21 protein-coding genes and 2 pseudogenes are annotated in these 19365 nt (G+C 71.8%); 11 read left to right on the forward strand and 12 right to left on the reverse strand.

Annotated elements, in window-relative coordinates:
• Positions 1-22: 22 nt before the first annotated feature.
• Positions 23-2584 carry a ligase-associated DNA damage response DEXH box helicase gene (locus KSF81_RS20035; RefSeq protein WP_217380464.1) on the forward strand — a complete coding sequence of 854 codons (2562 nt, stop codon included), beginning with the start codon at positions 23-25 and terminating at the stop codon, positions 2582-2584.
• The gene (gene pdeM, locus KSF81_RS20040; RefSeq protein ID WP_217380465.1) at positions 2581-3273 is read left to right on the forward strand and encodes a ligase-associated DNA damage response endonuclease PdeM; all 693 of its coding nucleotides are present in this window, start codon (positions 2581-2583) and stop codon (positions 3271-3273) included. The genes KSF81_RS20035 and pdeM overlap by 4 nt, the downstream gene beginning before the upstream one ends.
• Before the next feature lie 66 nt (positions 3274-3339).
• Here pdeM and KSF81_RS20045 read toward each other — a convergent pair whose 3' ends face one another.
• A complete protein-coding gene (locus tag KSF81_RS20045) occupies positions 3340-3969 on the reverse strand; it encodes a fasciclin domain-containing protein (RefSeq protein ID WP_217380466.1) in 630 nt (209 codons plus the stop codon).
• Between the two features lie 131 nt (positions 3970-4100).
• Here KSF81_RS20045 and KSF81_RS20050 point away from each other — a divergent pair.
• From KSF81_RS20050 to KSF81_RS20055, 3 genes and pseudogenes are all read left to right on the forward strand, one after another.
• Positions 4101-5249, forward strand: a pseudogene (locus tag KSF81_RS20050) (cryptochrome/photolyase family protein); the annotation flags it as partial.
• A gap of 19 nt (positions 5250-5268) precedes the next feature.
• Complete coding sequence (locus tag KSF81_RS31610) at positions 5269-5562, forward strand: FAD-binding domain-containing protein (protein ID WP_309139628.1); 294 nt, start codon at positions 5269-5271, stop codon at positions 5560-5562.
• Positions 5559-6458, forward strand: a complete 900-nt coding sequence (locus KSF81_RS20055; RefSeq protein ID WP_217380467.1) for a metallophosphoesterase — start codon at positions 5559-5561, stop codon at positions 6456-6458. The genes KSF81_RS31610 and KSF81_RS20055 overlap by 4 nt, the downstream gene beginning before the upstream one ends.
• Here KSF81_RS20055 and KSF81_RS20060 read toward each other — a convergent pair.
• The 4 genes from KSF81_RS20060 to KSF81_RS20070 are packed head-to-tail and all read right to left on the reverse strand — an operon-like array spanning position 6436 to position 8320.
• On the reverse strand, positions 6436-7197 hold the full coding sequence (locus KSF81_RS20060) for a creatininase family protein (protein ID WP_217380468.1): 762 nt from the start codon (positions 7195-7197) through the stop codon (positions 6436-6438). The genes KSF81_RS20055 and KSF81_RS20060 overlap by 23 nt on opposite strands.
• 10 nt (positions 7198-7207) lie before the next feature.
• Positions 7208-7342 carry a hypothetical protein gene (locus KSF81_RS30980; RefSeq protein WP_256444271.1) on the reverse strand — a complete coding sequence of 45 codons (135 nt, stop codon included), beginning with the start codon at positions 7340-7342 and terminating at the stop codon, positions 7208-7210.
• Positions 7343-7388: 46 nt separating this feature from the next.
• Positions 7389-7988: a DUF6134 family protein gene (locus KSF81_RS20065; protein WP_217380469.1), complete on the reverse strand. Its 600-nt coding sequence runs from the start codon at positions 7986-7988 to the stop codon at positions 7389-7391.
• The gene (locus tag KSF81_RS20070) at positions 7988-8320 is read right to left on the reverse strand and encodes a hypothetical protein (protein ID WP_217380470.1); all 333 of its coding nucleotides are present in this window, start codon (positions 8318-8320) and stop codon (positions 7988-7990) included. Before KSF81_RS20070 ends, KSF81_RS20065 begins: the two co-directional genes overlap by 1 nt.
• Before the next feature lie 105 nt (positions 8321-8425).
• Here KSF81_RS20070 and KSF81_RS20080 point away from each other — a divergent pair, with 105 nt between their 5' ends.
• From KSF81_RS20080 to KSF81_RS30115, 5 genes are all read left to right on the forward strand, one after another.
• On the forward strand, positions 8426-10531 hold the full coding sequence (locus KSF81_RS20080) for a CHAD domain-containing protein (RefSeq protein WP_254453641.1): 2106 nt from the start codon (positions 8426-8428) through the stop codon (positions 10529-10531).
• A 246-nt stretch (positions 10532-10777) separates the two neighbouring features.
• A complete protein-coding gene (gene gltA / locus KSF81_RS20085; protein ID WP_217380472.1) occupies positions 10778-12097 on the forward strand; it encodes a citrate synthase in 1320 nt (439 codons plus the stop codon).
• Positions 12098-12618: 521 nt separating this feature from the next.
• On the forward strand, positions 12619-13068 hold the full coding sequence (locus KSF81_RS20090) for a hypothetical protein (RefSeq protein ID WP_254453642.1): 450 nt from the start codon (positions 12619-12621) through the stop codon (positions 13066-13068).
• Between the two features lie 36 nt (positions 13069-13104).
• Entirely contained in the window at positions 13105-13605 is a 501-nt protein-coding gene (locus tag KSF81_RS30110) for an amino acid racemase (RefSeq protein ID WP_309139629.1), read from the forward strand.
• Complete coding sequence (locus tag KSF81_RS30115) at positions 13503-13811, forward strand: aspartate/glutamate racemase family protein (RefSeq protein ID WP_254453643.1); 309 nt, start codon at positions 13503-13505, stop codon at positions 13809-13811. The genes KSF81_RS30110 and KSF81_RS30115 overlap by 103 nt, the downstream gene beginning before the upstream one ends.
• A gap of 9 nt (positions 13812-13820) precedes the next feature.
• On the opposite strand, the gene KSF81_RS20100 is transcribed toward KSF81_RS30115, so the two are convergent.
• The 7 genes and pseudogenes from KSF81_RS20100 to KSF81_RS30125 form a co-directional block, all read right to left on the reverse strand.
• Positions 13821-14120, reverse strand: coding sequence for a hypothetical protein (locus tag KSF81_RS20100; protein ID WP_217380473.1), 300 nt, complete (start codon positions 14118-14120; stop codon positions 13821-13823).
• Positions 14117-14491 carry a DUF1622 domain-containing protein gene (locus KSF81_RS20105; RefSeq protein WP_254453644.1) on the reverse strand — a complete coding sequence of 125 codons (375 nt, stop codon included), beginning with the start codon at positions 14489-14491 and terminating at the stop codon, positions 14117-14119. The genes KSF81_RS20100 and KSF81_RS20105 overlap by 4 nt, the downstream gene beginning before the upstream one ends.
• 81 nt (positions 14492-14572) lie before the next feature.
• Entirely contained in the window at positions 14573-14863 is a 291-nt protein-coding gene (locus KSF81_RS20110; protein ID WP_254453645.1) for a hypothetical protein, read from the reverse strand.
• Between the two features lie 384 nt (positions 14864-15247).
• Positions 15248-16336, reverse strand: coding sequence for a tartrate dehydrogenase (locus KSF81_RS20115; RefSeq protein WP_217380474.1), 1089 nt, complete (start codon positions 16334-16336; stop codon positions 15248-15250).
• A gap of 69 nt (positions 16337-16405) precedes the next feature.
• Positions 16406-17335: a sulfite oxidase heme-binding subunit YedZ gene (locus KSF81_RS20120; RefSeq protein ID WP_217380475.1), complete on the reverse strand. Its 930-nt coding sequence runs from the start codon at positions 17333-17335 to the stop codon at positions 16406-16408.
• Positions 17336-17376: 41 nt separating this feature from the next.
• Positions 17377-17586, reverse strand: coding sequence for an ELM1/GtrOC1 family putative glycosyltransferase (locus KSF81_RS30120; protein ID WP_375293342.1), 210 nt, complete (start codon positions 17584-17586; stop codon positions 17377-17379).
• A 112-nt stretch (positions 17587-17698) separates the two neighbouring features.
• A pseudogene (locus tag KSF81_RS30125) lies at positions 17699-18331 on the reverse strand (ELM1/GtrOC1 family putative glycosyltransferase); the annotation flags it as partial.
• Between the two features lie 109 nt (positions 18332-18440).
• On the opposite strand from KSF81_RS30125, the gene KSF81_RS20130 reads away from it, so the two are divergent.
• Positions 18441-19172 carry an orotate phosphoribosyltransferase gene (locus tag KSF81_RS20130; protein WP_217380476.1) on the forward strand — a complete coding sequence of 244 codons (732 nt, stop codon included), beginning with the start codon at positions 18441-18443 and terminating at the stop codon, positions 19170-19172.
• The last annotated feature ends 193 nt before the right edge of the window (positions 19173-19365 follow it).

Below are 19365 nucleotides of genomic sequence, written 5' to 3' on the forward strand. Positions count from 1 at the left end.
ACGCCGCCATATTCCCGGGCTCATGCGAACATTACCGGAACCTTTCGCCGCCTGGTTCGCCCGGCGGGGCTGGACCCCGCGGCCGCACCAGCTGGAATTGCTGCGGGCGGCCGAGGCTGGGGACTCTGCCCTGCTGATCGCCCCGACCGGCGGCGGCAAGACCCTGGCCGGCTTCCTGCCGAGCCTGATCGACCTGGCGCGCCATCCCCGCGCCGAGGGGATGGGCGCGCTGCATACCCTCTATGTCTCGCCGCTGAAGGCGCTGGCGGTGGATATCGCCCGCAACCTCACCATCCCCGTCGAGGAGATGGGCCTGCCAATCCGGATCGAGACCCGCACCGGCGACACGCCGCAGAACCGCCGCGCCCGGCAGCGCGAGATGCCGCCCAACCTGCTGCTGACCACGCCGGAAAGCTTGGCGCTGCTGCTTTCCCAGCCCGAGGCCGGCAGGTTCTTCGGCGGCCTCGGCGCGGTGGTGGTGGATGAGATCCATGCGCTCGCCGGCAGCAAGCGGGGCGACCAGCTTTGCCTGGCGCTCTCCCGCCTGGCCAGCCTGGCGCCGGCGGCGCGGCGCATCGGGCTGTCCGCCACAGTGGCGCATCCCGAGCCGCTGCGGGCCTTCCTGTCGTCCAGCGGCAATCCCGCCGATGTGCGGCTGGTGCAGGTGCGGGGCGGCGCGGCGCCGGAGCTTTCGGTGATGCTGCCGGCGGGGCACCTGCCCTGGGGCGGGCATATGGGCCTGGCCTCGATGCCGGAGGTCTATCGCCGCATCCAGGGGGCGCGCGTCACCATCGTCTTCGTCAATACCCGGGCGCAGGCGGAACTCTGCTTCCAGGCGCTGTGGCGGCTGAACGACGACAACCTGCCGATCGCGCTGCACCATGGCAGCCTGACGGTGGAGCAGCGCCGCAAGGTGGAGGCGGCGATGTCGGCGGGGCGGCTGCGCGCCGTGGTGGCCACGGCATCGCTCGATCTCGGCATCGACTGGGGCGATGTGGACCAGGTGATCCAGGTGGGTGCGCCCAAGGGCGTCTCGCGCCTGCTGCAACGGGTCGGCCGCGCCAACCACCGGATGGACGAGCCCTCCCGCGCCATGCTGGTCCCGGCCAACCGCTTCGAGGTGATCGAATGCGCCGCCGCGCTGGAGGCGGTGCGGGCGGAGGAGCTGGATGGCGACCCGCCCCGCCCCGGCGGCCTCGACGTGCTGGCGCAGCATGTGCTGGCCATGGCCTGCCACGCGCCCTTCCACCCGGATGATCTGTATGCCGAGGTGACGCGCTGCGGCGCCTATGCCGCGCTGAGCCGGCGCGATTTCGACGATGTGCTGCGCTTCGTCGAGGATGGCGGCTATGCGCTGCGAAGCTACGACCGCTTCCGCAAGCTGTTCCGCGACGCCGAAGGGCTGGTGCATGTGCGGGACACCAGGGTGGCGCGGCAGCTCCGGATGAATCTCGGCACCATCGTCGAATCCCCGCTGCTGAAGGTGCGGCTGCGCGGCGGTCCCGTGCTGGGCGAGGTGGAGGAATGGTTCGTCTCCACCCTGCTGCCCGGCGACAGCTTCCTCTTCGCCGGCCAGACGCTCCGCTTCGAGGCGCTGGACGCCATGACCTGCCTGGTCTCGCGCGGCGGCGAGGGCGATCCGCGGGTGCCCACCTATTCCGGGGCGCGGCTGCCGCTCTCCACCTGGCTGGCCGCCCGGGTGCGGGCGATCCTGCACGAGCCGCGGGCCTGGGGGGAATTGCCGCCGCCCGTGCAGGACTGGCTGCGCCTGCAACGGCACCGCTCGGCGCTGCCGGAGCCCGATGGGTTGCTGGTCGAGACCTTCCCGCGCGGCGGGCGATGGTTTCTCGTTGCCTATTGCTTCGAGGGCCGGCTGGCGCACCAGACGCTGGGCATGCTGGTGACGAAGCGCATGGAGCGGGCCGGCTTCGGGCCGCTCGGCTACCTTGCCACCGACTATGTGCTCGCCACCTGGTCCGCCTTCGAGCCCACCGAGGTCGCCCGGCTCTTCGAGGAGGACATCCTCGGCGAGGAGCTGGAGGAGTGGATGGCGGAAAGCAGCATGCTCCGCCGCACCTTCCGCAACATCGCCACCATCGCCGGGCTGATCGAGAAGAACCACCCCGGCCACGAGAAGCGCCCCCGCCAGATGACCATGAATGCCGACCTGATCTACGACGTGCTGCGCAAGCACGAACCCGACCACGTGCTGCTGCGCGCCACCCGGCAGGAAGCCGCGGGCGGGCTGACGGACGTTGCCCGCATCGGCCTGATCCTGGCGCGCGCCAGGGGGCGCATCCGCCACATGCGGCTCTCCCGCGTCTCGCCGCTGGCGGTGCCGGCGCTGATCGAGGAGGGGCGCGAATGGGTGGCCGGCGGCGCCGAGGACGCGCTGCTGGCCGAGGCCGCGGCGCTGGTCGAGGAGGTGACGGGCGGCGAGGAGATCTTCGCCGAGACCCTGGCCGATGTGACCGAGGGCATCCGTGTCCGCGCCGGCGTGGTGGACCGGCCGCGCCATGCCGGAAAGCCGGGCGCGCGGCCGCGCGGGGAACGCCGCGCCCGCTTCGCACCGGGCCGCGCATGACCGCGGCGCCCATCCATCTGGCCGGGGAGCGGCTGATGCTCGACCCCGCCGGCATCCTGTTCTGGCCGGCCGGTCGCCTGCTGGCGGTGGGCGACCTGCATCTGGAGAAGGGCAGCCATTTCGCCGCCGCCGGACGCTTCCTGCCGCCCTATGACACGCGGGAGACGCTGCTGCGGCTGCAAGCCGCGCTGCGCCGCTGGCGACCGGCGCGGCTGGTGCTGCTCGGCGACAGTTTCCACGACGCCCGGGGCGCCAAGCGCCTGGCCGTGGGCGATGCCGCGCTGCTGCGCCACCTGCTGGAGGGGATCGAACCGGTCTGGGTGCTGGGCAACCACGACCCGCTGCCGCCCGATGCCCTGCCCGGCCAGCCGGTGGCCGAATGGCAGGAAGGCCCCCTCACCTTCCGCCACCAGGCCAGCACCGCCCCCGGCCAGGGTGCCGAGATCTCCGGCCATTTCCACCCCAAGGCCACCATGCCGACCCGGGCCGGCGGCATCACCCGCCCCTGTTTCGTCGCCGATGCCAGGCGGGTGATCCTGCCCGCCTTCGGCGCCTATGCCGGCGGGCTCGATGCCGGCGACCCGGCCATCGCCACGCTGTTCCCGCGCGGCGCCCGGCTCTTCCTGCTGGGGCGGGAGCGGTTGTTCAGCATGCCCGCCGCCCCGGCGCGAAGACGGCTGCGGGCCTGAGTGGTCCGGTCGCTCGGAGGCGAAGCCGAAGGGCGTGAACCGGCCCGCAAGATGCAGGCCGCCGCGTCAGGGGAACAGCACCTGGCTGACCGGGTAGACGATGCCGTTCAGCGCGATGATCTCCGGCCCTATCACCGCTGCCGGCGGCATCACGTTCAGCCCACCCGCCCCGAAGGAGCCGGACTGCCGCTCCGGCGCCGGATTGCTGACCGCGATCGCGCCACCCTGGGAGGCGACGCGCACCATGGCGCCATTCACCGTGGGGTATTGCCGGTCGCCGACCAGTTGCGCCGGGGTCAGCGCGACGCCGGGGATCACGTGATAGCCGACGAAGGCGCGCAGCCGCACCGGATCCGGGCTGGCACCCGAAAGCGTGCCGCCACCCGACCCGCCGGTGCCCTGGGTGAGCAGGTCCTGGACGCGGGAGAAGGCGGTCTGGTCGAAGGCGGCGTCGACGGGGGCGAAGACGGTCATGTTGCCGCCAGCCCGGAACTGGTCGGTGGTACCGGCCCTGCCGACCAGCTCGATGAAGCGGTTGAAGCGGCCATCGGCGGCCAGGGTGTCGATGACGTTGCGCTGCCCCAGCACGCCTGGTGCCTGGGGCTGCACCTGGGCGTCTGCGCCGCGCGCGCCCAGCAGGCCGCCAACCGCAACCGCGCCCGTGGCGAGGAGCCGCCGTCTGTTCCAGAATTGCACGGAATGCCGTCCTTCTTGCATGTGCCAGGGCCGTAACGGACCCGATCCGCGACACCCAACGCCTCGTCGCAACACCGGTTCGACTTCATGCGGCACTGTTCCAGTCCGGCCGGCAGGCCCAAATGGACGGCATGGATGTCCCCGCCCTGCTCTGGTTCCGCCAGGATCTGCGCCTCGCCGACAATCCCGCCCTGGCCGCCCTGGAGGGCAGGAGGCTGCTGCCGGTCTTCGTGCTGGACGATGCAGCGGCCGGCGCCTGGGCGCCCGGCGGTGCCGCGCGCTGGTGGCTGCACCACTCGCTGGCATCGCTCGGCCGCGACCTCGCCTCCCGCGGCGCGCCGCTGCTGCGGGCGCGCGGCCGGGCGGAGATCGTGATTCCGGCCCTGGCCGATGCCATCGGCGCCGGCGAGGTCCTGGCCGGCCGCCTGCTGGAACCCTGGGCCCGCGAGCGCGACGGGCGCGTGGCCGAGGCGCTGGCGGCCGCCGGGCGCGGCTTCCGCCTCGTGACCTCCGCCACCCTGCATGAGCCGGCGCGGGTGATGAGCGGCAGCGGCCGGCCCTATGCCATCTACACGCCCTTCGCCAAGTGCCTGGCCGCGATGGCGCCGCCCGAGGCGCCGCTGCCGGCACCCACCCGGCTGCTCCCGGTGCAGAACCCGCCGCCGGGCGATGCCCTGGAGGATTGGCGGCTGCTGCCACGGCAGCCCGACTGGGCGGCGGAATTCGGCACGCTCTGGACGCCGGGCGAGGCCGGCGCCGCGGCCCGGCTCGCCCGCTTCACCACCGGGCCGCTGGGGCACTACGCGGTGGCACGGAACGATCCCGGCATCGAGGGCTCCTCCGGACTTTCGCCGCATCTCCGCTGGGGCGAGATCTCGCCGCGCCAGGTCTGGCATGCGGTGCTGGCGGCCAGCGGCGGAAACCAGGCCCGCGCCTGGCCCTTCCTGTCGGAGATCCTGTGGCGGGAATTCTCCTACCACCTGCTCTGGCACCGGCCGGAATTGCCGGAGGTGCCGCTCCGCGGCCGCTTCGCCGCCTTCCCCTGGCAGCCTGATGCGGCGCTGCTGCGGGCCTGGCAGCGTGGCCGGACCGGCTACCCCATCGTCGATGCCGGCATGCGCCAGCTCCGGTGGTTCGGCTGGATGCACAACCGGGTGCGGATGATTGCGGCCAGCCTGCTGGTGAAGCACCTGCTGCAACCCTGGCAGGCGGGCGCTGCCTGGTTCTGGGACAGGCTGGTGGATGCGGACCTCGCCAACAACAGCGCCTCCTGGCAATGGATCGCCGGCTCGGGCAGCGATGCGGCGCCCTGGTTCCGGGTCTTCAACCCGGTGCTGCAGGGCGAGAAAATTCGACCCCTCCGGGCGCTATGTCCGCCGCTTCCTGCCGGAACTCGCCGGCCTGCCCGATCGCTGGCTGCACCGCCCCTGGGAGGCGCCGGATGCATTGCTGCGCGCCGCCGGCATCACGCTCGGCCGCGACTACCCGCGCCCGGTGGTGGAGCATGCGGCGGGGCGCCAGCGGGCGCTGGAGGCCTTTGCCGCGCTGCGCGACCCGGCGCCGGATGACGTGGCGGAAGGTGCGGCGGCGTGACCGGCTTCTCCGTGCTCGAGGACCTGTGCCGCCGCGGCTTCGAGGGGCTGCGCGTGGTCGGTGATGTGCATGGCGACGCGGCGGCTTTCGCGCATGCGGTGGCGGGCGCCGAGGCGGCGGGGCTGTTCCTGCTGCAACTCGGCGACCTCACCGATTACGGGCCGGACAGCCCGGAGGCGCTGCGGCTGATGTTCGACCTGCTGGATGCCGGGCGCGGCCGCTTCCTGCTCGGCAACCACGACCACAAGCTGCGCCGCGCCCTTACCGGGCAACGGCTGCGGATCGCGACGGAAGGGCTGGGCCTGACCCTGGAGCAACTGGCCGAGGCGCCGGACGGCTATGCCCTGGCGGAGCGTGCCATCGAGGAGATAGCCCAGGCCCCCGCCTGGCTGGTGCTGGGCCCCTGGGGCTTCGTGCATGCCGGCTGGCACCCCTCCATGCAGCACCGACCCTCGCCCGCCGATGCCGGGGCGCAGCGGCCGGACCCGGTGCTCTCGCGCGCCATGTTCGGCCAGGTGACGGGGCGGATGCGCGCGGATGGCTATCCGGAGCGGCTGCATGGCTGGGTGGACCGCATCGCGGCGGGGATGACGGTCTATTGCGGCCACGACCGGCGCTCCACCGATGGCCGGCCGCTGGTGCAGGCGGGCGCGCAGGGCGGCCGCGCGGTGTTCCTCGATACCGGCGCCGGCAAGGGTGGGCACCTGTCCTGGATCGACCTGCCCTTCGCGGCGCTGGACGCCGCCCCGCGCAAGCCATCCCGCCAGCCGTTTCACGCCTCCGGGCGCGAGCGCCCTCCGGCGATCGGACCGCAAGACGCCGGCGGGCCGATTCACGCCTCCGGGCGCGAGCGCCCTCCGGCGATCGGACCGCTTACTCCCAAAGACGAGGATTGAGCAGCATGGCGGCGATGCGGTCCGCCGCGGCCTCCAGCAGCGCCTCGCCCTTGGCCGCCGTCGCCACCCGTGCATCGCCGACCACGCCGGAGGCCGAAACCGCCTTGAAGGAGCGGCGCATGGTCAGCGCCGAGGGCTGGCCCTCGACCCGCGTGGAGGCGGGGCCATGCGCCTCCGCCAGCCGTTCCTGCCGCACGGAGTCGGGCCGCAGCGCCAGCATCATGCTGGTCTCCGCCTCGCAGGCATGCATGACATTGGGCTGGCGTTCCAGGATCGGGGCAAAGGCGTCGCCGGCCAGGTGCCAATAGGTGCCGGCCGCAACGTGGATGCCGAATTCCACGGAGAAGGCATTGGCCGCCACCGCCACCGCCTCGGCATTGCCGCCATGCCCGTTCAGCAGCATCACCCGGCGGAATCCGCAGCGCGCCGCGGATTGCACGATGCCGCGCAGCACGCCGGCGAAGGCTGCGTAGTCCAGCGTCACCGTGCCGCCGAAATCCATGTGGTGCTCGGCGAGGCCGGTCCAGACGCAGGGCGTGACCACCACCGCCGCGCCGGATGCGGCAAGGCGGCCCGCCACCCGCGCCGCCACGCCGGTGGCGAGCACGATATCCACCCCCGTCGCCAGATGCGGCCCGTGTTGTTCCAGCGAGGCCACCGGCACGATCACCAGCGCATCCGCCGCCGCCCGCTCACGCAATTCGGCCGCGGTGAGGCGCATCCATTCGGTCTCGGTCATGCCAGATCCCCTATTCCGCCTGGGCGCCCGACTGTTCCACCAATTCGCGCCGGATCCCCTCCTGGCTGCGCCAGAAGGCACCGAAAGCCTCGGACGAGGCATCGGTCATCGGCAGGGTGGTCAGGGCCAATAGCCGCTCCCGCATGCCGGGCAGTTTGCGCGCGGGCGGCGGCCGGTCAAGCGGAACACCCTCAGCCACGCTCATAGGTCACGGTGCTGCCATCCTCGCCCCGGGTCTTCCAGTCGAGCCAGGTGCCATCCGCGGCATAGCTGCCCTCGCTCTCCTCATCGCCGCTGGCACGCCAGCGCGTGCCGCCGCCGGGGAGCGGCACACGGCTCCATTGCAGCCGGAGCGGCTTGCCGGTGTCGTTGTCGAAAAGCGGCCCGGTGAAACGCGACGGGTCCCACCAGGTCAGCGGCGCCGCATCGGCCGGCAGGCGCTGCGGCCCCTCCGGCCCCTGCACCTGGATCGCGCCCTCGGCCGCCCGTGCCACCATCTCGGTCACCTTGCCATTGCGATCCAGGCGGGAGGTCGCCAGGCGCAGCCGCCCGCCGGCCCAGGTCTCGCTGAAGCGGTGGCTGAAGCGGAAGACGGTGATGCCCATCAGGCGGACGACGATATCCACCTCGGTGCGCGCCGTCAGCGCGGCATTCTCCTCCGCGAAGGTGACGCGATGCGTGCCGATCTGGCTGCCTTCCCGCATGATGCGGAAGCGGATCCCGGATGGCTGCGCCTGTGCCGCCCGCGGCAGCAGCGGCAGGACCAGCAAAGGCAGGCGGCGGCGCAGCATCAGGCTTTCGCCCGCAGCCGGCCATGCCCGCCATCGGCGCCAGTCCCTTGGCCGATGATCCAGGGGGCGGGATCGGAGGGCAGGACATCCGCCATGGGTGTTGCATCCTCTGGCTTGCCGGGGCGCGGGATCGGCGGCGCCACTGCCTCCGGCCTTCGCGGGTTCTTCGTCGAGGCTACGGCCATGCGCCGCGCCACCGGCCCGATCACATCCGCGGCATGGCAGGGCGCGCAGGATTCACCGGCCAGAGCCTCCCGCCACACCTGGTCGCACACCGGCCGAAGGCGCGCCAGCGCCGCGCTGACGCCAAGCACTGAAGCCACTTCTGACATGCATCAACCCTTCCGCCGGCGACGCGCCTCTGCCGGAGATGGGAACACCCCGCGGGACGGTAAGGGGCAGGACATCGCCGCGCTTCCGTGGCAGGATCGCGCGCGATGCGCCAGCTTCTCCTGCTGCGGCACGCGAAGTCCTCCTGGGACGATCCGGGCCTTTCCGACCATGCCCGCCCGCTGAATGCGCGCGGGCGCCGCGCCGTCTCGGCCATGGCGCGGGCGATGCGCGAGCTCGGGCTGGTGCCCGACATCGTCTACGTCTCCTCCGCCCGCCGCACCCTCCAGACCCTGGAGGCGCTGACCCCCTTCGAGGATGGCGCGCTGATCGAGCCGATGGATGCGCTCTATCTCGCCCCCTGGCAAAGGCTGCTGGATGTGTTGCGCGGGGCGCCGGAGACGGCGCGCAGCGTGCTGCTGATCGGCCATAATCCGGGGCTGCATGAGCTCGCCCTGGCGCTGGCCGATCCCGCCGGCCTGGCCCGCGGTGGCGCCGAGGGCCAGCGCCTGACGGAAGCCTATCCGACCGGCGCCCTGACCGAATTCACCATTGCCTCCCCCCTGGCGGCTGCTCGATCCCGGCGGCGGGCGGCTGGTGCGCTTCCTTGCGCCGCGCGACCTGGCCGCCGGCGACCCCGCGGAGATCCCAAGCTGAGCCAGCAGGACGCCGCCGACCTGACCGGAGCGGAGGCCGCCCCGGCTCCGGAGGCACCCCCACCGGTCAAGGACGCCGCAGCCGCATTCGCGCTGGAATTCGAAATCGACCCCGCCGCCGCGGCCCGGCTGACCCGCCATCCCGCCATCGCCGCCGCCCGCAATGGCCGTGGCCGCGGCATGGCGGAGGAGCTGATCTGGCTGGATGATGCCGCGGGCGGGCTCGCCAAGGCCGGGCTGGCGCTGGAGGCGCCGCAGCGCGGCCCGCGCCGCCTGATGCACACCCGGCCGGCGGAGGGGCTGCCCTGGCTGCCCGGCACGCCCGCCACCCCGGCGAAGGATGCGGTGGCCGAGGATGCCGCGACGGCCCCGCTGGTTCCCGTCGCCGCCTTCACCGGCCGGCGCAGCCTGATCTCCCTCACCAGCGCCGCCGGCCCGGTGCAGGCCGAATTGCTGGCCGGCAAGCTGCGCGCCGTGGCGGCGGAGCGGCCCGCGGCGCGGCTCCGCCTCGCCGGCCCGCCTGATTCGGTGCTGGCCCTGGCCGGGCGGCTCGCCGCCGACCTGCCGCTGCTGCCGCCGCGCGCCGCGCTGGCCGAGGAGGGCCGCGCCCTGGCCCGCGGCAAGCCGCCCCGCGCCCGCGCCAGCGGCCCGCCCGATCTGGCCGGGGCCGAGGCCGGCACGGTGGAGGTGGCGCTGCTCACCGCGATCGGCCATCTGCTGGAGGTGATGCTGCATCATGCCCCCGGCTGCCGCCTCGGCGCGGGGCCGGAGGGCGTGCACCAGACCCGGGTGGCGCTGCGCCGGCTGCGCTCCGTGCTCAAGGCTTTCCGCCCGGTGGCGCGCTGCCCGGCGCTGGAGGGCTTCGATGCCGGGCTGAAGGCAGTGGCGCAGCGGCTCGGCCCGGCGCGGGATTGGGACGTGTTCCTGGCCGGGCTCGGCGCCGAGGTCGCCACGGCGATGCCGGACGAACGCCGCATCGCCGCGCTGCTGAAGGCCGCGGAGGCCCGCCGGCAGGCCGCCTACCTGGCGTTGCGGCAGGAGCTGGACGGTCCGGGCTTCCGCCGCCTGGTGCTGGAGGGGATGGCGCTGCTGCTGCACCGCCCCTGGCGCGAGGCGACGGAGGAAGCCGGGCCCGAACGCCTCGCGGCGCTGGACGGGCCCTTGCCGGAATTCGCCGGCCGCCTGCTGGACAAGCGCTGGCACCGCCTCCGCGACGAGGGCGAGGATATCGTCGCGCATTCCGCCGAGGCGCTGCATGAGGTGCGGCTCACGGCGAAGCGCCTGCGTTACGCGGCGGAGCTCTTCGCGCCGCTCTGGCCGGGCAAGCCGGCGCGGCGCTTCCTGAAGCGCCTGGCCGCGCTGCAGGAGGATCTCGGCACGGCGAATGATACCGCGGTGGCCCGCGCGCTGGTCGCTTCGCTCGGCACCGCGGTGCCCGCCTGGGCAGTGGGCGCGGTCGAGGGTTTCGCGGTGGCGCGCGCGGACTCCGCCCGCAGGCATGCGCTCTCCGCCTGGGAGGACCTGATGTTCGCGGAGCCCTTCTGGAACGGCGCCTGAGCCAATTCAACTTCTGATTGCCAGCACGGCCCGGCAGCGGGGACGCGGGCTCCGGGCGGCCGGGGCGACGGTGCTGGCAGCCTGGCGCCGCGGCTTCCGGAACCGGGCCGGAATCCCGGCCTCGAGGCCAACGTTCGTGGTTTGGCCCAGCCCTCGTTGCCAAGCCTCCGGGACGACCGATATCTTGCACTGCATCATGGCGGTGCCGCGGAATGCGGTGCCGCAAGACCCGAGGATAGACGCAGCATGAGCAGCACGGCCAAAGGGTCGGCGAAGGCCACCGTCACCGTCACCCTGGACGGTTCCAACCGCAGCACCACCCTGCCGCTGGTCTCCGGCACGATCGGCCCGGATGTGGTGGATATCCGGAAGCTCTATGGCGATCTTGGGGTCTTCACCTTCGATCCCGGCTATGGCGCCACCGCGAGCTGCGAGAGCAGGATCACCTATATCGACGGCGATGCCGGGGTGCTGCTCTATCGCGGCTACCCGATCGAGCAGCTGGCGGAGCAGTCCGACTTCCTGGAGGTCGCCTATCTGCTGCTGGAGGGCGATCTGCCGACCCCGGCGCAGTTCGACACCTTCTCCCGCGGCGTCACCCGCCACACCATGGTCCATGAGCAGATCCGCCGCTTCTACGACGGGTTCCGCCGCGACGCGCACCCGATGGCGATCCTCTGCGGCGTGGTCGGCGCGCTCTCGGCCTTCTACCACGACAGCATCGACATCAACGACCCGAAGCAGCGCGAGATCGCCGCTTTCCGGCTGATCGCCAAGGTGCCGACCATCGCCGCCTGGGCCTACAAGTATTCGATCGGCCAGCCCTTCATGTATCCGCGGAACGACCTCGGCTTTGCCGAGAACTTCCTCTACATGCTGAACGCGGTGCCGGCCGAGCCCTGGCAGAACAACCCGATCCTGTCACGCGCCATGGACCGCATCCTGGTGCTGCATGCCGACCATGAGCAGAACGCCAGCACCAGCACGGTGCGCCTGGCCGGCAGCACGGGCGCCAATCCCTTCGCCTGCATCGCCGCCGGCATCGCCGCGCTCTGGGGCCCGGCGCATGGCGGCGCCAACGAGGCGGTGCTGAAGATGCTGGCCGAGATTGGCAAGCCGGAGAACATCCCGGCCTTCATCCGCGAGGTGAAGGACAAGCAGAGCCACACCAAGCTCATGGGCTTCGGCCATCGGGTCTACAAGAATTTCGACCCGCGCGCGAAGATCATGAAGGAGACCTGCCACGAGGTCCTGGCCGAACTCGGCATCAAGGACGAACCGCTGCTCGACATGGCGATGGAGATGGAGCGGATCGCGCTGGAGGACGATTATTTCGTCAGCCGCAAGCTCTACCCGAATGTCGACTTCTATTCGGGCATCATCCTGAAGGCGATGGGCATCCCGACCAGCATGTTCACCGTGCTCTTCGCGGTGGCGCGCACCGTCGGCTGGGTGAGCCAGTGGAAGGAAATGGTCGAGGACCCCTCGCAGCGCATCGGCCGGCCGCGGCAGTTGTACACCGGCGCCACCGAGCGGGACTACCGGCCGATCAGCGATCGCGGCTGAACCCCCTCCCCGTCCCGGCCTGAATGAAGGCGCCCGCTGGAGTCCCAGCGGGCGCCTTTCGCTTGCCCGGGGAGGGCGTGGCGCATGCGGCCGATGCATCCCTTGATTGATACCATATTGGTTTCACGAAGAATTTCCGAAGCAGATCATCAAGCCGAAATACTTATTGGGCACTTTTAAAGTAATATATCAAATATATGCATTTTCATTCGTCCAATTGGCCGAAGAATTCGGTAATTCTTCTTGTTCACTCTTGCGTGATGATGGGGGTGCGCGCAGTATCACTTCAGGTTGTCTTGAAGGTGTGGATTTCCCCCAATGAGTGTGCCCCCCCCGGTCGCGCGCCGCATCACCAACTGGACCAGCTCGTCCGGGCCCAATTGAAGAAATGGCCCCAGCGGCCGCCAGGTGTTCTGGCGAGCCCGAAACAGCCAGGCACCTGGCTGCGCGGCCGCCCCGGAGATCCTGCGGTCACGGCGCAGCCATTTCTCAAGCTGCCGGGCTCGAACCGCCTGCGGACCTTGCCGGACGGACTCTGGCTGCATTTCAGCCCCTCCGCCGCCGATCCCTATGTGGATATCCTTTGCATCGAAGCCTGTTCCTCCCTGCAGAACCTGCTCGACAAACGCTCCCGCTTCGCCCCCACGACCTCCTCGCTGCTGGCCCTCTGCCCGGTCGACTGGCTGCTGGCGCCGGGCCAGGCGAATGACCCGACACCGCGCTGGCGGCTGATCCGCATGCTGAAGGCCGAGCCGGTGCAGCCCCTGGTCCTGCCGGTGCGCGACGTGCGCGTCGTCTTCGGGTTGAAGAGCCGGCATTACGAGGGCTTCGCCCGCAGCCAGGTGGCGCAGGCGCATGAATTCTTCTGCCCGATGGAGGCTTTGACCGCCGAGCGTGGCCATGAGGACCCGGATATGCGCGCCCTGATCTCCCGCGCCAGCGCCACCGCCAATTTCATGCGCCTGCCCTGACTCTGGCATGATGCTTCGATCGGACAGGAGGCCAGGGTGACGGAGCGGTTCCTCGGCGTGCTCGGCGGCATGGGGCCGCTCGCCAGCGCGCAGTTCATGGCCAGACTGACCCTTTTGACCCCGGCCGAGCGCGACCAGGACCATATCCCGGCCCTGCTCTGGTCCGACCCGCGGGTGCCGGACCGCACCGCGGCGCGGCTGGGCGGCGGGGAGGATCCGCTCCCCGCCCTGCTGCGCGGCCTGCGCGGGCTGGAGGCGGCGGGCTGCGGCGCCATCGCCATTCCCTGCAATACCGCGCATGGCTGGTTCGATGCCCTCCAGGCCGCGACCGGGCTGCCGATCCTGCATATCGTCGATGCCGCGGCGGCGGAGCTGGCGCGGCTCGGCGTGCCGGGGGAGAGGTCGGCGTGCTGGGCACCGCCGGCACCCTGGCGATGGGCCTCTACCAGGAGCGGCTGGGCGCCCGCGGCTATGCCTGCCTGGTGCCGGAGCCCGCCACGATGGACCGCCTGGTCACGCCCGCCATCGCGCTGGTGAAGGCCAACCGGGTCGCGGAAGCTTATGCGCCGCTGGCCGAGGCCGCGCGGGGGCTGGTGGCGCGCGGCGCGCGGGCGGTGGTGCTGGGCTGCACGGAAATCCCGCTCGGCCTGCAGGCCGGCCCCGCCCTGCCCTTCCCGGTCGCGGATACGATCGATGCCCTGGCACGGGCGGCGATCCGCTGGGCCAAGCCCGGCTCCACCTGATCCGCCCGATCAGCCACCCCGCAGCAGCCAGGCCCTTTCCCGGCTGAAGGCCTGTTTCAGGGCAATGCGCAGGGCCAGGATGGCGAGGAAGCGGAGTATCGCATCGGCGCTGCCGAGTTCCATGGTCTTCAGCAAGGCCGCGCCGGTCTTGAGGCTGAGCGCCAGCACGGCGCCGTCGGCCAGCAGCAATTGCGCCCGGCGCGGCCCTTGCCGCCGCAGCAGGGCGAGCCCCGCCAGCAGGGCATGGCCGGCGAGCGCCGCGCTGCCGCCGGCCTCGATCAGCAAGGCGGCCGCCGGCAGCGGGCTCACCCGACGACTTGGCCAGAATCGGGGGACTGCCGCCGGGCCTCGTGCTGCTCGATCTCCCTTTGCAGGAAGAAGTTGAGCGCGGTGCGCAGCGCGGCGATGGCGGCCAGCTTGCCGATCTCCTCCCAGCCCGGGGCGATGGCGGTGCGCAGGATGTCCGCGGCCAGGGCGAATCCCAGCGCGACCGCCAGCCAGCGCGCCAGGCGGAGCCGCACCGCCTCCTTCGCCGAATCGGGTTTCGGGGGCCGCACCACGAAAAGCGAGAGGGCGCGGAACGTCGCCTCCAGCGCCGCGACGGCGATGACCAGGGCGGCCGCGCCCTCCACCGCCAAGGCTATCCAGCCGGTCCAGGCCTTGAACAGGTCTTCCATCATCACCCCGCGCGGTCCGCCTCGGCAGGACGCAGGGGCGTCAACGGAGGAGCGGCGCGGCGGATGCTGCGGGCCGTGCCCGGGTCAGTTGCAGTCGCAGCCGGGGGTCGGGCCGGTCTCGGCCAGGATCACGTGGTGGTCGATCCATTCGGCAACCAGGCGCCGCGCCTCATTGGCGGAGCTTTCCGGGTGGTGGATGCGGTAGAGCGCGGTGCAGGCGCAGAAGGCCGGGAAATCGCCGGTGCCCGCTTCCCGCAATCCCCGGTAGGCGGTGACCACGGCACGTTCGCAGCGGCGGGCGATCAGGGCGCCGTATCCGCTCCGGTCCCCGGCGGGTATTGCCCTTGGGGTGCTATCGCTGGCGCCGCGACCCATGCCTGCCCTCCAGGCTGCGAGGAAGTTGAGAATCATTCGCAACCGAAGCCGACTTTAACGACAGTTGAGCAGACGTTCAAGCGTTGGCGCCCCGAGGCGTAAAAGCGCGATGCCCCGGTGTGACACTATCCGCAGCCAGCCTGTTCCTCCGGCCATGCTTGCCCGGCGGGCAGGCCCCGGCAGGAATACCGCCATGCAGGCCCATATTAAGCGGAATGCGGCCTTTCAGGCGTCACTGCCGCGCGATGGCCACCACCCTGGCCGCGCTTTCGGCCGAAGCCGAGGCGGAGGAGGCGTCGCGGCTCTGGCCCGCCTCCCCCTTCCCTGACCTGGCCGGCGATGGCGCCGTCCATCCCGGCACCGGCCGTGCCGGCCTGCGGCGCCTCAGCCGCCCGCCACCATCTCCGCCAGCGCGCGGCCGACATCGACGGTGCCGGCCTGGCCGCCCATGTCCCGGGTGCGCGGGCAGCCGCCCTTGCTCCCCTCGCCGAGCAGCGTCTCGATCGCCGCGACGATGGCATCCGCCGCCGCCTTCTCCCCCAGATGCTCCAGCATCATGGCGCCCGACCAGATCTGGCCGATCGGGTTGCAGATCATCCGCCCGGCGATGTCGGGGGCGCTGCCATGCACCGGCTCGAACATGGAGGGCGCGGTCTTTTCCGGGTTGATATTGGCGGAGGGCGCGATGCCGATGCTGCCCGCCACCGCCGGGCCGAGATCGGACAGGATGTCGCCGAAGAGGTTGGAGCCCACCACCACATCGAACCAGTCGGGATGCTGCACGAAATGCGCGCAGAGGATGTCGATATGGAACTGGTCGGTGGTGACGCCGGGATAGTGCTTCGCCATCTCGGCGAAGCGCTCGTCCCAATAGGGCATGGTGAAGGTGATGCCGTTCGACTTGGTGGCGGAAGTCACCTTCCGGCGCGGCCGGGTCATCGCCAGTTCGAAGGCATAGCGCAGGATGCGGTCGGTGCCATGCCGGGTCAGGACCGATTGCTGGGAGACGAATTCGCGCGGCGTCCCCTCGAACATGCGGCCGCCGACCGAGGAGTATTCGCCCTCGGTATTCTCCCGCACCACGTAGAAATCGATATCGGCCGGGGTGCGGTCGGCCAGCGGCGTGCGCACCCCGGGCATCAGCCGGCAGGGGCGGAGATTCACATACTGGTCGAAGCCGCGGCGGATCGGGATCAGCAGGCCCCAGAGCGAGACATGGTCCGGCACCCCCGGCCACCCCACGGCGCCGAGGAAGATGCTGTCCGACTCGGCGAGTCGCTCCAGCCCATCCTCCGGCATCATCCGGCCGGTCTGCTGATAGGTTTCGCAGGACCAGTCGTAGTGCTGCAGCGCCAGGTCGAAGCCGAAGCGGCGGGCGGCGGCATCCAGCACGCGCAGCCCCTCCGGCACCGTCTCCTTGCCGATCCCATCGCCGGGGATCACCGCGATCCGGTATGATTTCCGAGTGTTCATGTGGCCGTTTCCCTGCGCCGGATTCGCGCAAGGTGACGGCGGCGGCGCGGCGCGGCAAGCCCCGGCGTGTCAGGCCCGCGCGCCGGCCGGCCCCGGCATCAGCCGCCGCGCCACGGCCGCCAGCGCCAGGCCCAGCGCCGCGATCCCGACCCAGATCGCCGGGCGCGGGCTGAAGCCGAAATCGAGGCCGAGATCGAGATTGGCCAGCAGCACCCGCCCCGCCGGAATGGCGGTGGCCAGCGCATACCAGGCATATTCCAGCAGCGCCGCGCCGAGCGCCGCCAGGGGTGCCAGCGCCAGCAGCGCCAGGCCATTCCCCTGCCAACGAACCGGCAGCGCACGCCACAGCAGCAGCCAGGCGAAGCACCCCGCCGCCACCACCGCTTCCGAGACGCCCGCCTTGGATTGCAGGAAGAAATGCAGGATGCCGAGCACCGCGATGGGAAAGACCAGCCGGTGCAGCCGCTTCCAGTCCCGCCCCAGCCGCCGCATCCAGCCATCGGTCGAGGTCCAGCCGAGGGCGCCAAGGCCCAGCAGCGCCATGAAGCCGAGGGTCAGGTAGAAACGCTTCACGATCTCGGCCGCCGCGACCGGCAGGCTGAACCCCTGATACCCGACGAACAGCAGCAGATGCGCCACCGCATAGCCCAGCGCCGCCAAGCCCAGCATCCGCCGCAGCAGCACCACCTGCTGCCAGCCCAGCACGCGCCTGAACGGCGTCACCGCCAGGGCGACCAGCAGCAGCCGGAGCGCCCAGAGCCCGGTGCCCTGCAGCACCGCCTTCAACGGCTCGGCCCCCAGCACCCCCGCCACCCATTGCGCGGCGAGGCTGGCGCCCGGCAGCAGCACCGCGCCCAGCACCACCGCCTTCAGGGCCGAGAACCGGCCGCTGCGGTCGAGCCAAGGCCAGGCCCGCCAATCCCGGGATCGGCGCGGCATGGCGCCGCGTGTGGCGGTGCGGGGATTGGCGGGCGATGGCCCGAGGCTCTGGGTCAGCATGCGTGCCTCTTCGCCCCGGAAGCGCCGGCGGTAACGCAGCCTCAGCCGAGCCAGCCGCGCGCCCGGATCGCCGCCGCGACCCGGCCCGTTTCATCGAGCGGCGGCGGCACGAAGGGCGCCGGGGCCTGGTCCAGTGGCCGTGCCTGGCCCGCCGCCACCAGGCTCTCCCCCAGTGCCCGGTGGCGCGGGCCGAGGCCACCGGGATCGGCGATGAAAAGCGGTGCGGCGGTGACCATCGCCTCCGACAGCATGGAGACGGAATCGCCCGTCACCACCAGCGCATCCGCCCAGGCGAGGAAGCCGAAATAGGGGTTGGGCCCCGCCTCCCCCCCAGCCGAAGAAGCGATGGGGCACGCCACCGAGCGTCCCCGCCAGCGCCGCGCTCGCCGCCGCCCCGGTGCGGCGGCTGGCGGTGGCGAGCACGCTGCCGGCGAAGCCCGCGACCCGCTGGCCGAGGGCGGCGGCGCGGCCCGGCTGCATCCCCTCGGCCCGCACCGGGCCGCCGACCAGCAGCGCCACCCGCGGCCGCGGCAGCGCCTCCAGCGCCGCCCATTCCAGCCGTGCCGCCGCCAGCCGCTCCGGCGAGACCCGGTGGGTGGCGCCGAGGATGGGCAGGATATTCGGCGCCGGCGGCGGGTTGTCATGCCGCCCCAGCACCAGCAGGTCGAAGCGTGAGGCACCGAAGCCCGGCCGCATGCAATGCACCGTCCGCGCGCCTTGCCGCCCCAGCCAGAGCGCCACCGGCGCGGCGCGGCGGCCGGCGGAAAGCACCAGCCGCGGCCAGGGCGGGGCGAGGCCGGCCCGCGCCTGCGCAGTGAGCCCGGCGAGGCTCGGCCAGGGCCAGGGCAGCCGGGCCAGCCCGCCCCAGGCCAGCGGCACGGTCCGGAACCCTTCTCCCAGCCTTTCGGCGATGCCGAGCGCCTGCGCGGCGGTGCCGGCGCGCGGGTCGGCCAGAACCCAGATCATCGCCTCGTTTGCTGCCCCTTCCCCTGGCATGGACGCTGGCCCGTGCTGCGGTTACGAGGTGCTGAGGAGGCGGAGGCAGCCACCGCTCGGCCCAATGGCCCGGAGCATCTCCGCAAGGGTGGACGGAAGGGTACAGGCCATGGCCATGCAGCACGCCTCGGATTGGGATCGGGACGCCGCGCTGACGACCGCGCGCATCCTGCTGGAGATCAAGGCGGTGAATTTCCGCCCGGAGGAGCCCTATACCTTCACGTCAGGCTGGAAGAGCCCGGTCTATATCGATTGCCGGAAGATCATCTACTTTCCCCGTGCCCGCAACCGCATCTGCGACCTGGCGGTGGAGAAGATCGGCCGCCACGTCGGCTACGAGTCGATCGACGTGGTGGCGGGTGGCGAGACGGCGGGCATCCCCTTCGCCGCCTGGATCGCCGACCGCATGCTCACGCCCATGGCCTATGTGCGGAAGAAGCCGAAGGGCTTCGGCCGCAACGCGCTGATCGAGGGCGAGGTGCCGGAGGGCCAGCGCACCCTGCTGGTGGAGGACCTCACCACCGATGGCGCCAGCAAGATCCGCTTCGCCCAGGCGCTGCGCGATGCCGGGGCGATCTGCGACCACACCTTCGTGGTGTTCTACTACGGCGTCTTCCCCGGCAGCTTCGAGACGATGAAGACGATGAACCTCTCGCTGCACCACCTCTGCACCTGGTGGGACGTGCTGGAGGTCTGCCGCGAGCGTCCCTATTTCCAGGAGAGCGCGCTGAAGGAGGTGCGGAAATTCCTTGAGGATCCGGTCGCCTGGTCGAAGGCGCATGGCGGGATCGGCTCGGTCGAGGAGGCGCGTTCCAGGCGGGAGGCGGCGGAGGCGGAGTAGCGGGCGGCGGCGCGGCCGCCGCTTGGCGCTGCCCATGATCCAGGGACCGCGGCCGGTCCCGATCCCGTAACGGTACCGGCCGCCAGGAACGAAACCGCCCGGCGGGCATTCTGTCGGCAGCCTGGCAGGCGGGGCAGCCCCCGATAGGCTCCCGCCACCTTGTGGAACTCGTGCCGCGGATGGCTGCGGGCCA

Source organism: Siccirubricoccus sp. G192, assembly GCF_019084075.1.
In the GTDB taxonomy this organism is placed as follows: domain Bacteria; phylum Pseudomonadota; class Alphaproteobacteria; order Acetobacterales; family Acetobacteraceae; genus G192.

What these genes read in the sequence shown, in the direction of transcription:
- KSF81_RS20035 (WP_217380464.1), top strand. Translation starts at nt 23, where the DNA reads ATGCGAACATTACCGGAACCTTTCGCCGCCTGGTTCGCCCGGCGGGGC.
- KSF81_RS20105 (WP_254453644.1), bottom strand. Translation starts at nt 14,491, where the DNA reads ATGATGGAAGACCTGTTCAAGGCCTGGACCGGCTGGATAGCCTTGGCG.
- KSF81_RS30120 (WP_375293342.1), bottom strand. Translation starts at nt 17,586, where the DNA reads ATGCTGTCGGAGGCGATGGTCACCGCCGCACCGCTTTTCATCGCCGAT.
- KSF81_RS20110 (WP_254453645.1), bottom strand. Translation starts at nt 14,863, where the DNA reads ATGGGTCGCGGCGCCAGCGATAGCACCCCAAGGGCAATACCCGCCGGG.
- KSF81_RS31610 (WP_309139628.1), top strand. Translation starts at nt 5,269, where the DNA reads ATGCGGCGCCCTGGTTCCGGGTCTTCAACCCGGTGCTGCAGGGCGAGA.
- pdeM (WP_217380465.1), top strand. Translation starts at nt 2,581, where the DNA reads ATGACCGCGGCGCCCATCCATCTGGCCGGGGAGCGGCTGATGCTCGAC.
- KSF81_RS20120 (WP_217380475.1), bottom strand. Translation starts at nt 17,335, where the DNA reads ATGCTGACCCAGAGCCTCGGGCCATCGCCCGCCAATCCCCGCACCGCC.
- KSF81_RS20080 (WP_254453641.1), top strand. Translation starts at nt 8,426, where the DNA reads ATGCGCCAGCTTCTCCTGCTGCGGCACGCGAAGTCCTCCTGGGACGAT.
- KSF81_RS20130 (WP_217380476.1), top strand. Translation starts at nt 18,441, where the DNA reads ATGGCCATGCAGCACGCCTCGGATTGGGATCGGGACGCCGCGCTGACG.
- KSF81_RS20065 (WP_217380469.1), bottom strand. Translation starts at nt 7,988, where the DNA reads ATGCTGCGCCGCCGCCTGCCTTTGCTGGTCCTGCCGCTGCTGCCGCGG.
- KSF81_RS20070 (WP_217380470.1), bottom strand. Translation starts at nt 8,320, where the DNA reads ATGTCAGAAGTGGCTTCAGTGCTTGGCGTCAGCGCGGCGCTGGCGCGC.
- KSF81_RS30980 (WP_256444271.1), bottom strand. Translation starts at nt 7,342, where the DNA reads ATGCGGGAGCGGCTATTGGCCCTGACCACCCTGCCGATGACCGATGCC.
- gltA (WP_217380472.1), top strand. Translation starts at nt 10,778, where the DNA reads ATGAGCAGCACGGCCAAAGGGTCGGCGAAGGCCACCGTCACCGTCACC.
- KSF81_RS30115 (WP_254453643.1), top strand. Translation starts at nt 13,503, where the DNA reads ATGGGCCTCTACCAGGAGCGGCTGGGCGCCCGCGGCTATGCCTGCCTG.
- KSF81_RS20115 (WP_217380474.1), bottom strand. Translation starts at nt 16,336, where the DNA reads ATGAACACTCGGAAATCATACCGGATCGCGGTGATCCCCGGCGATGGG.
- KSF81_RS20060 (WP_217380468.1), bottom strand. Translation starts at nt 7,197, where the DNA reads ATGACCGAGACCGAATGGATGCGCCTCACCGCGGCCGAATTGCGTGAG.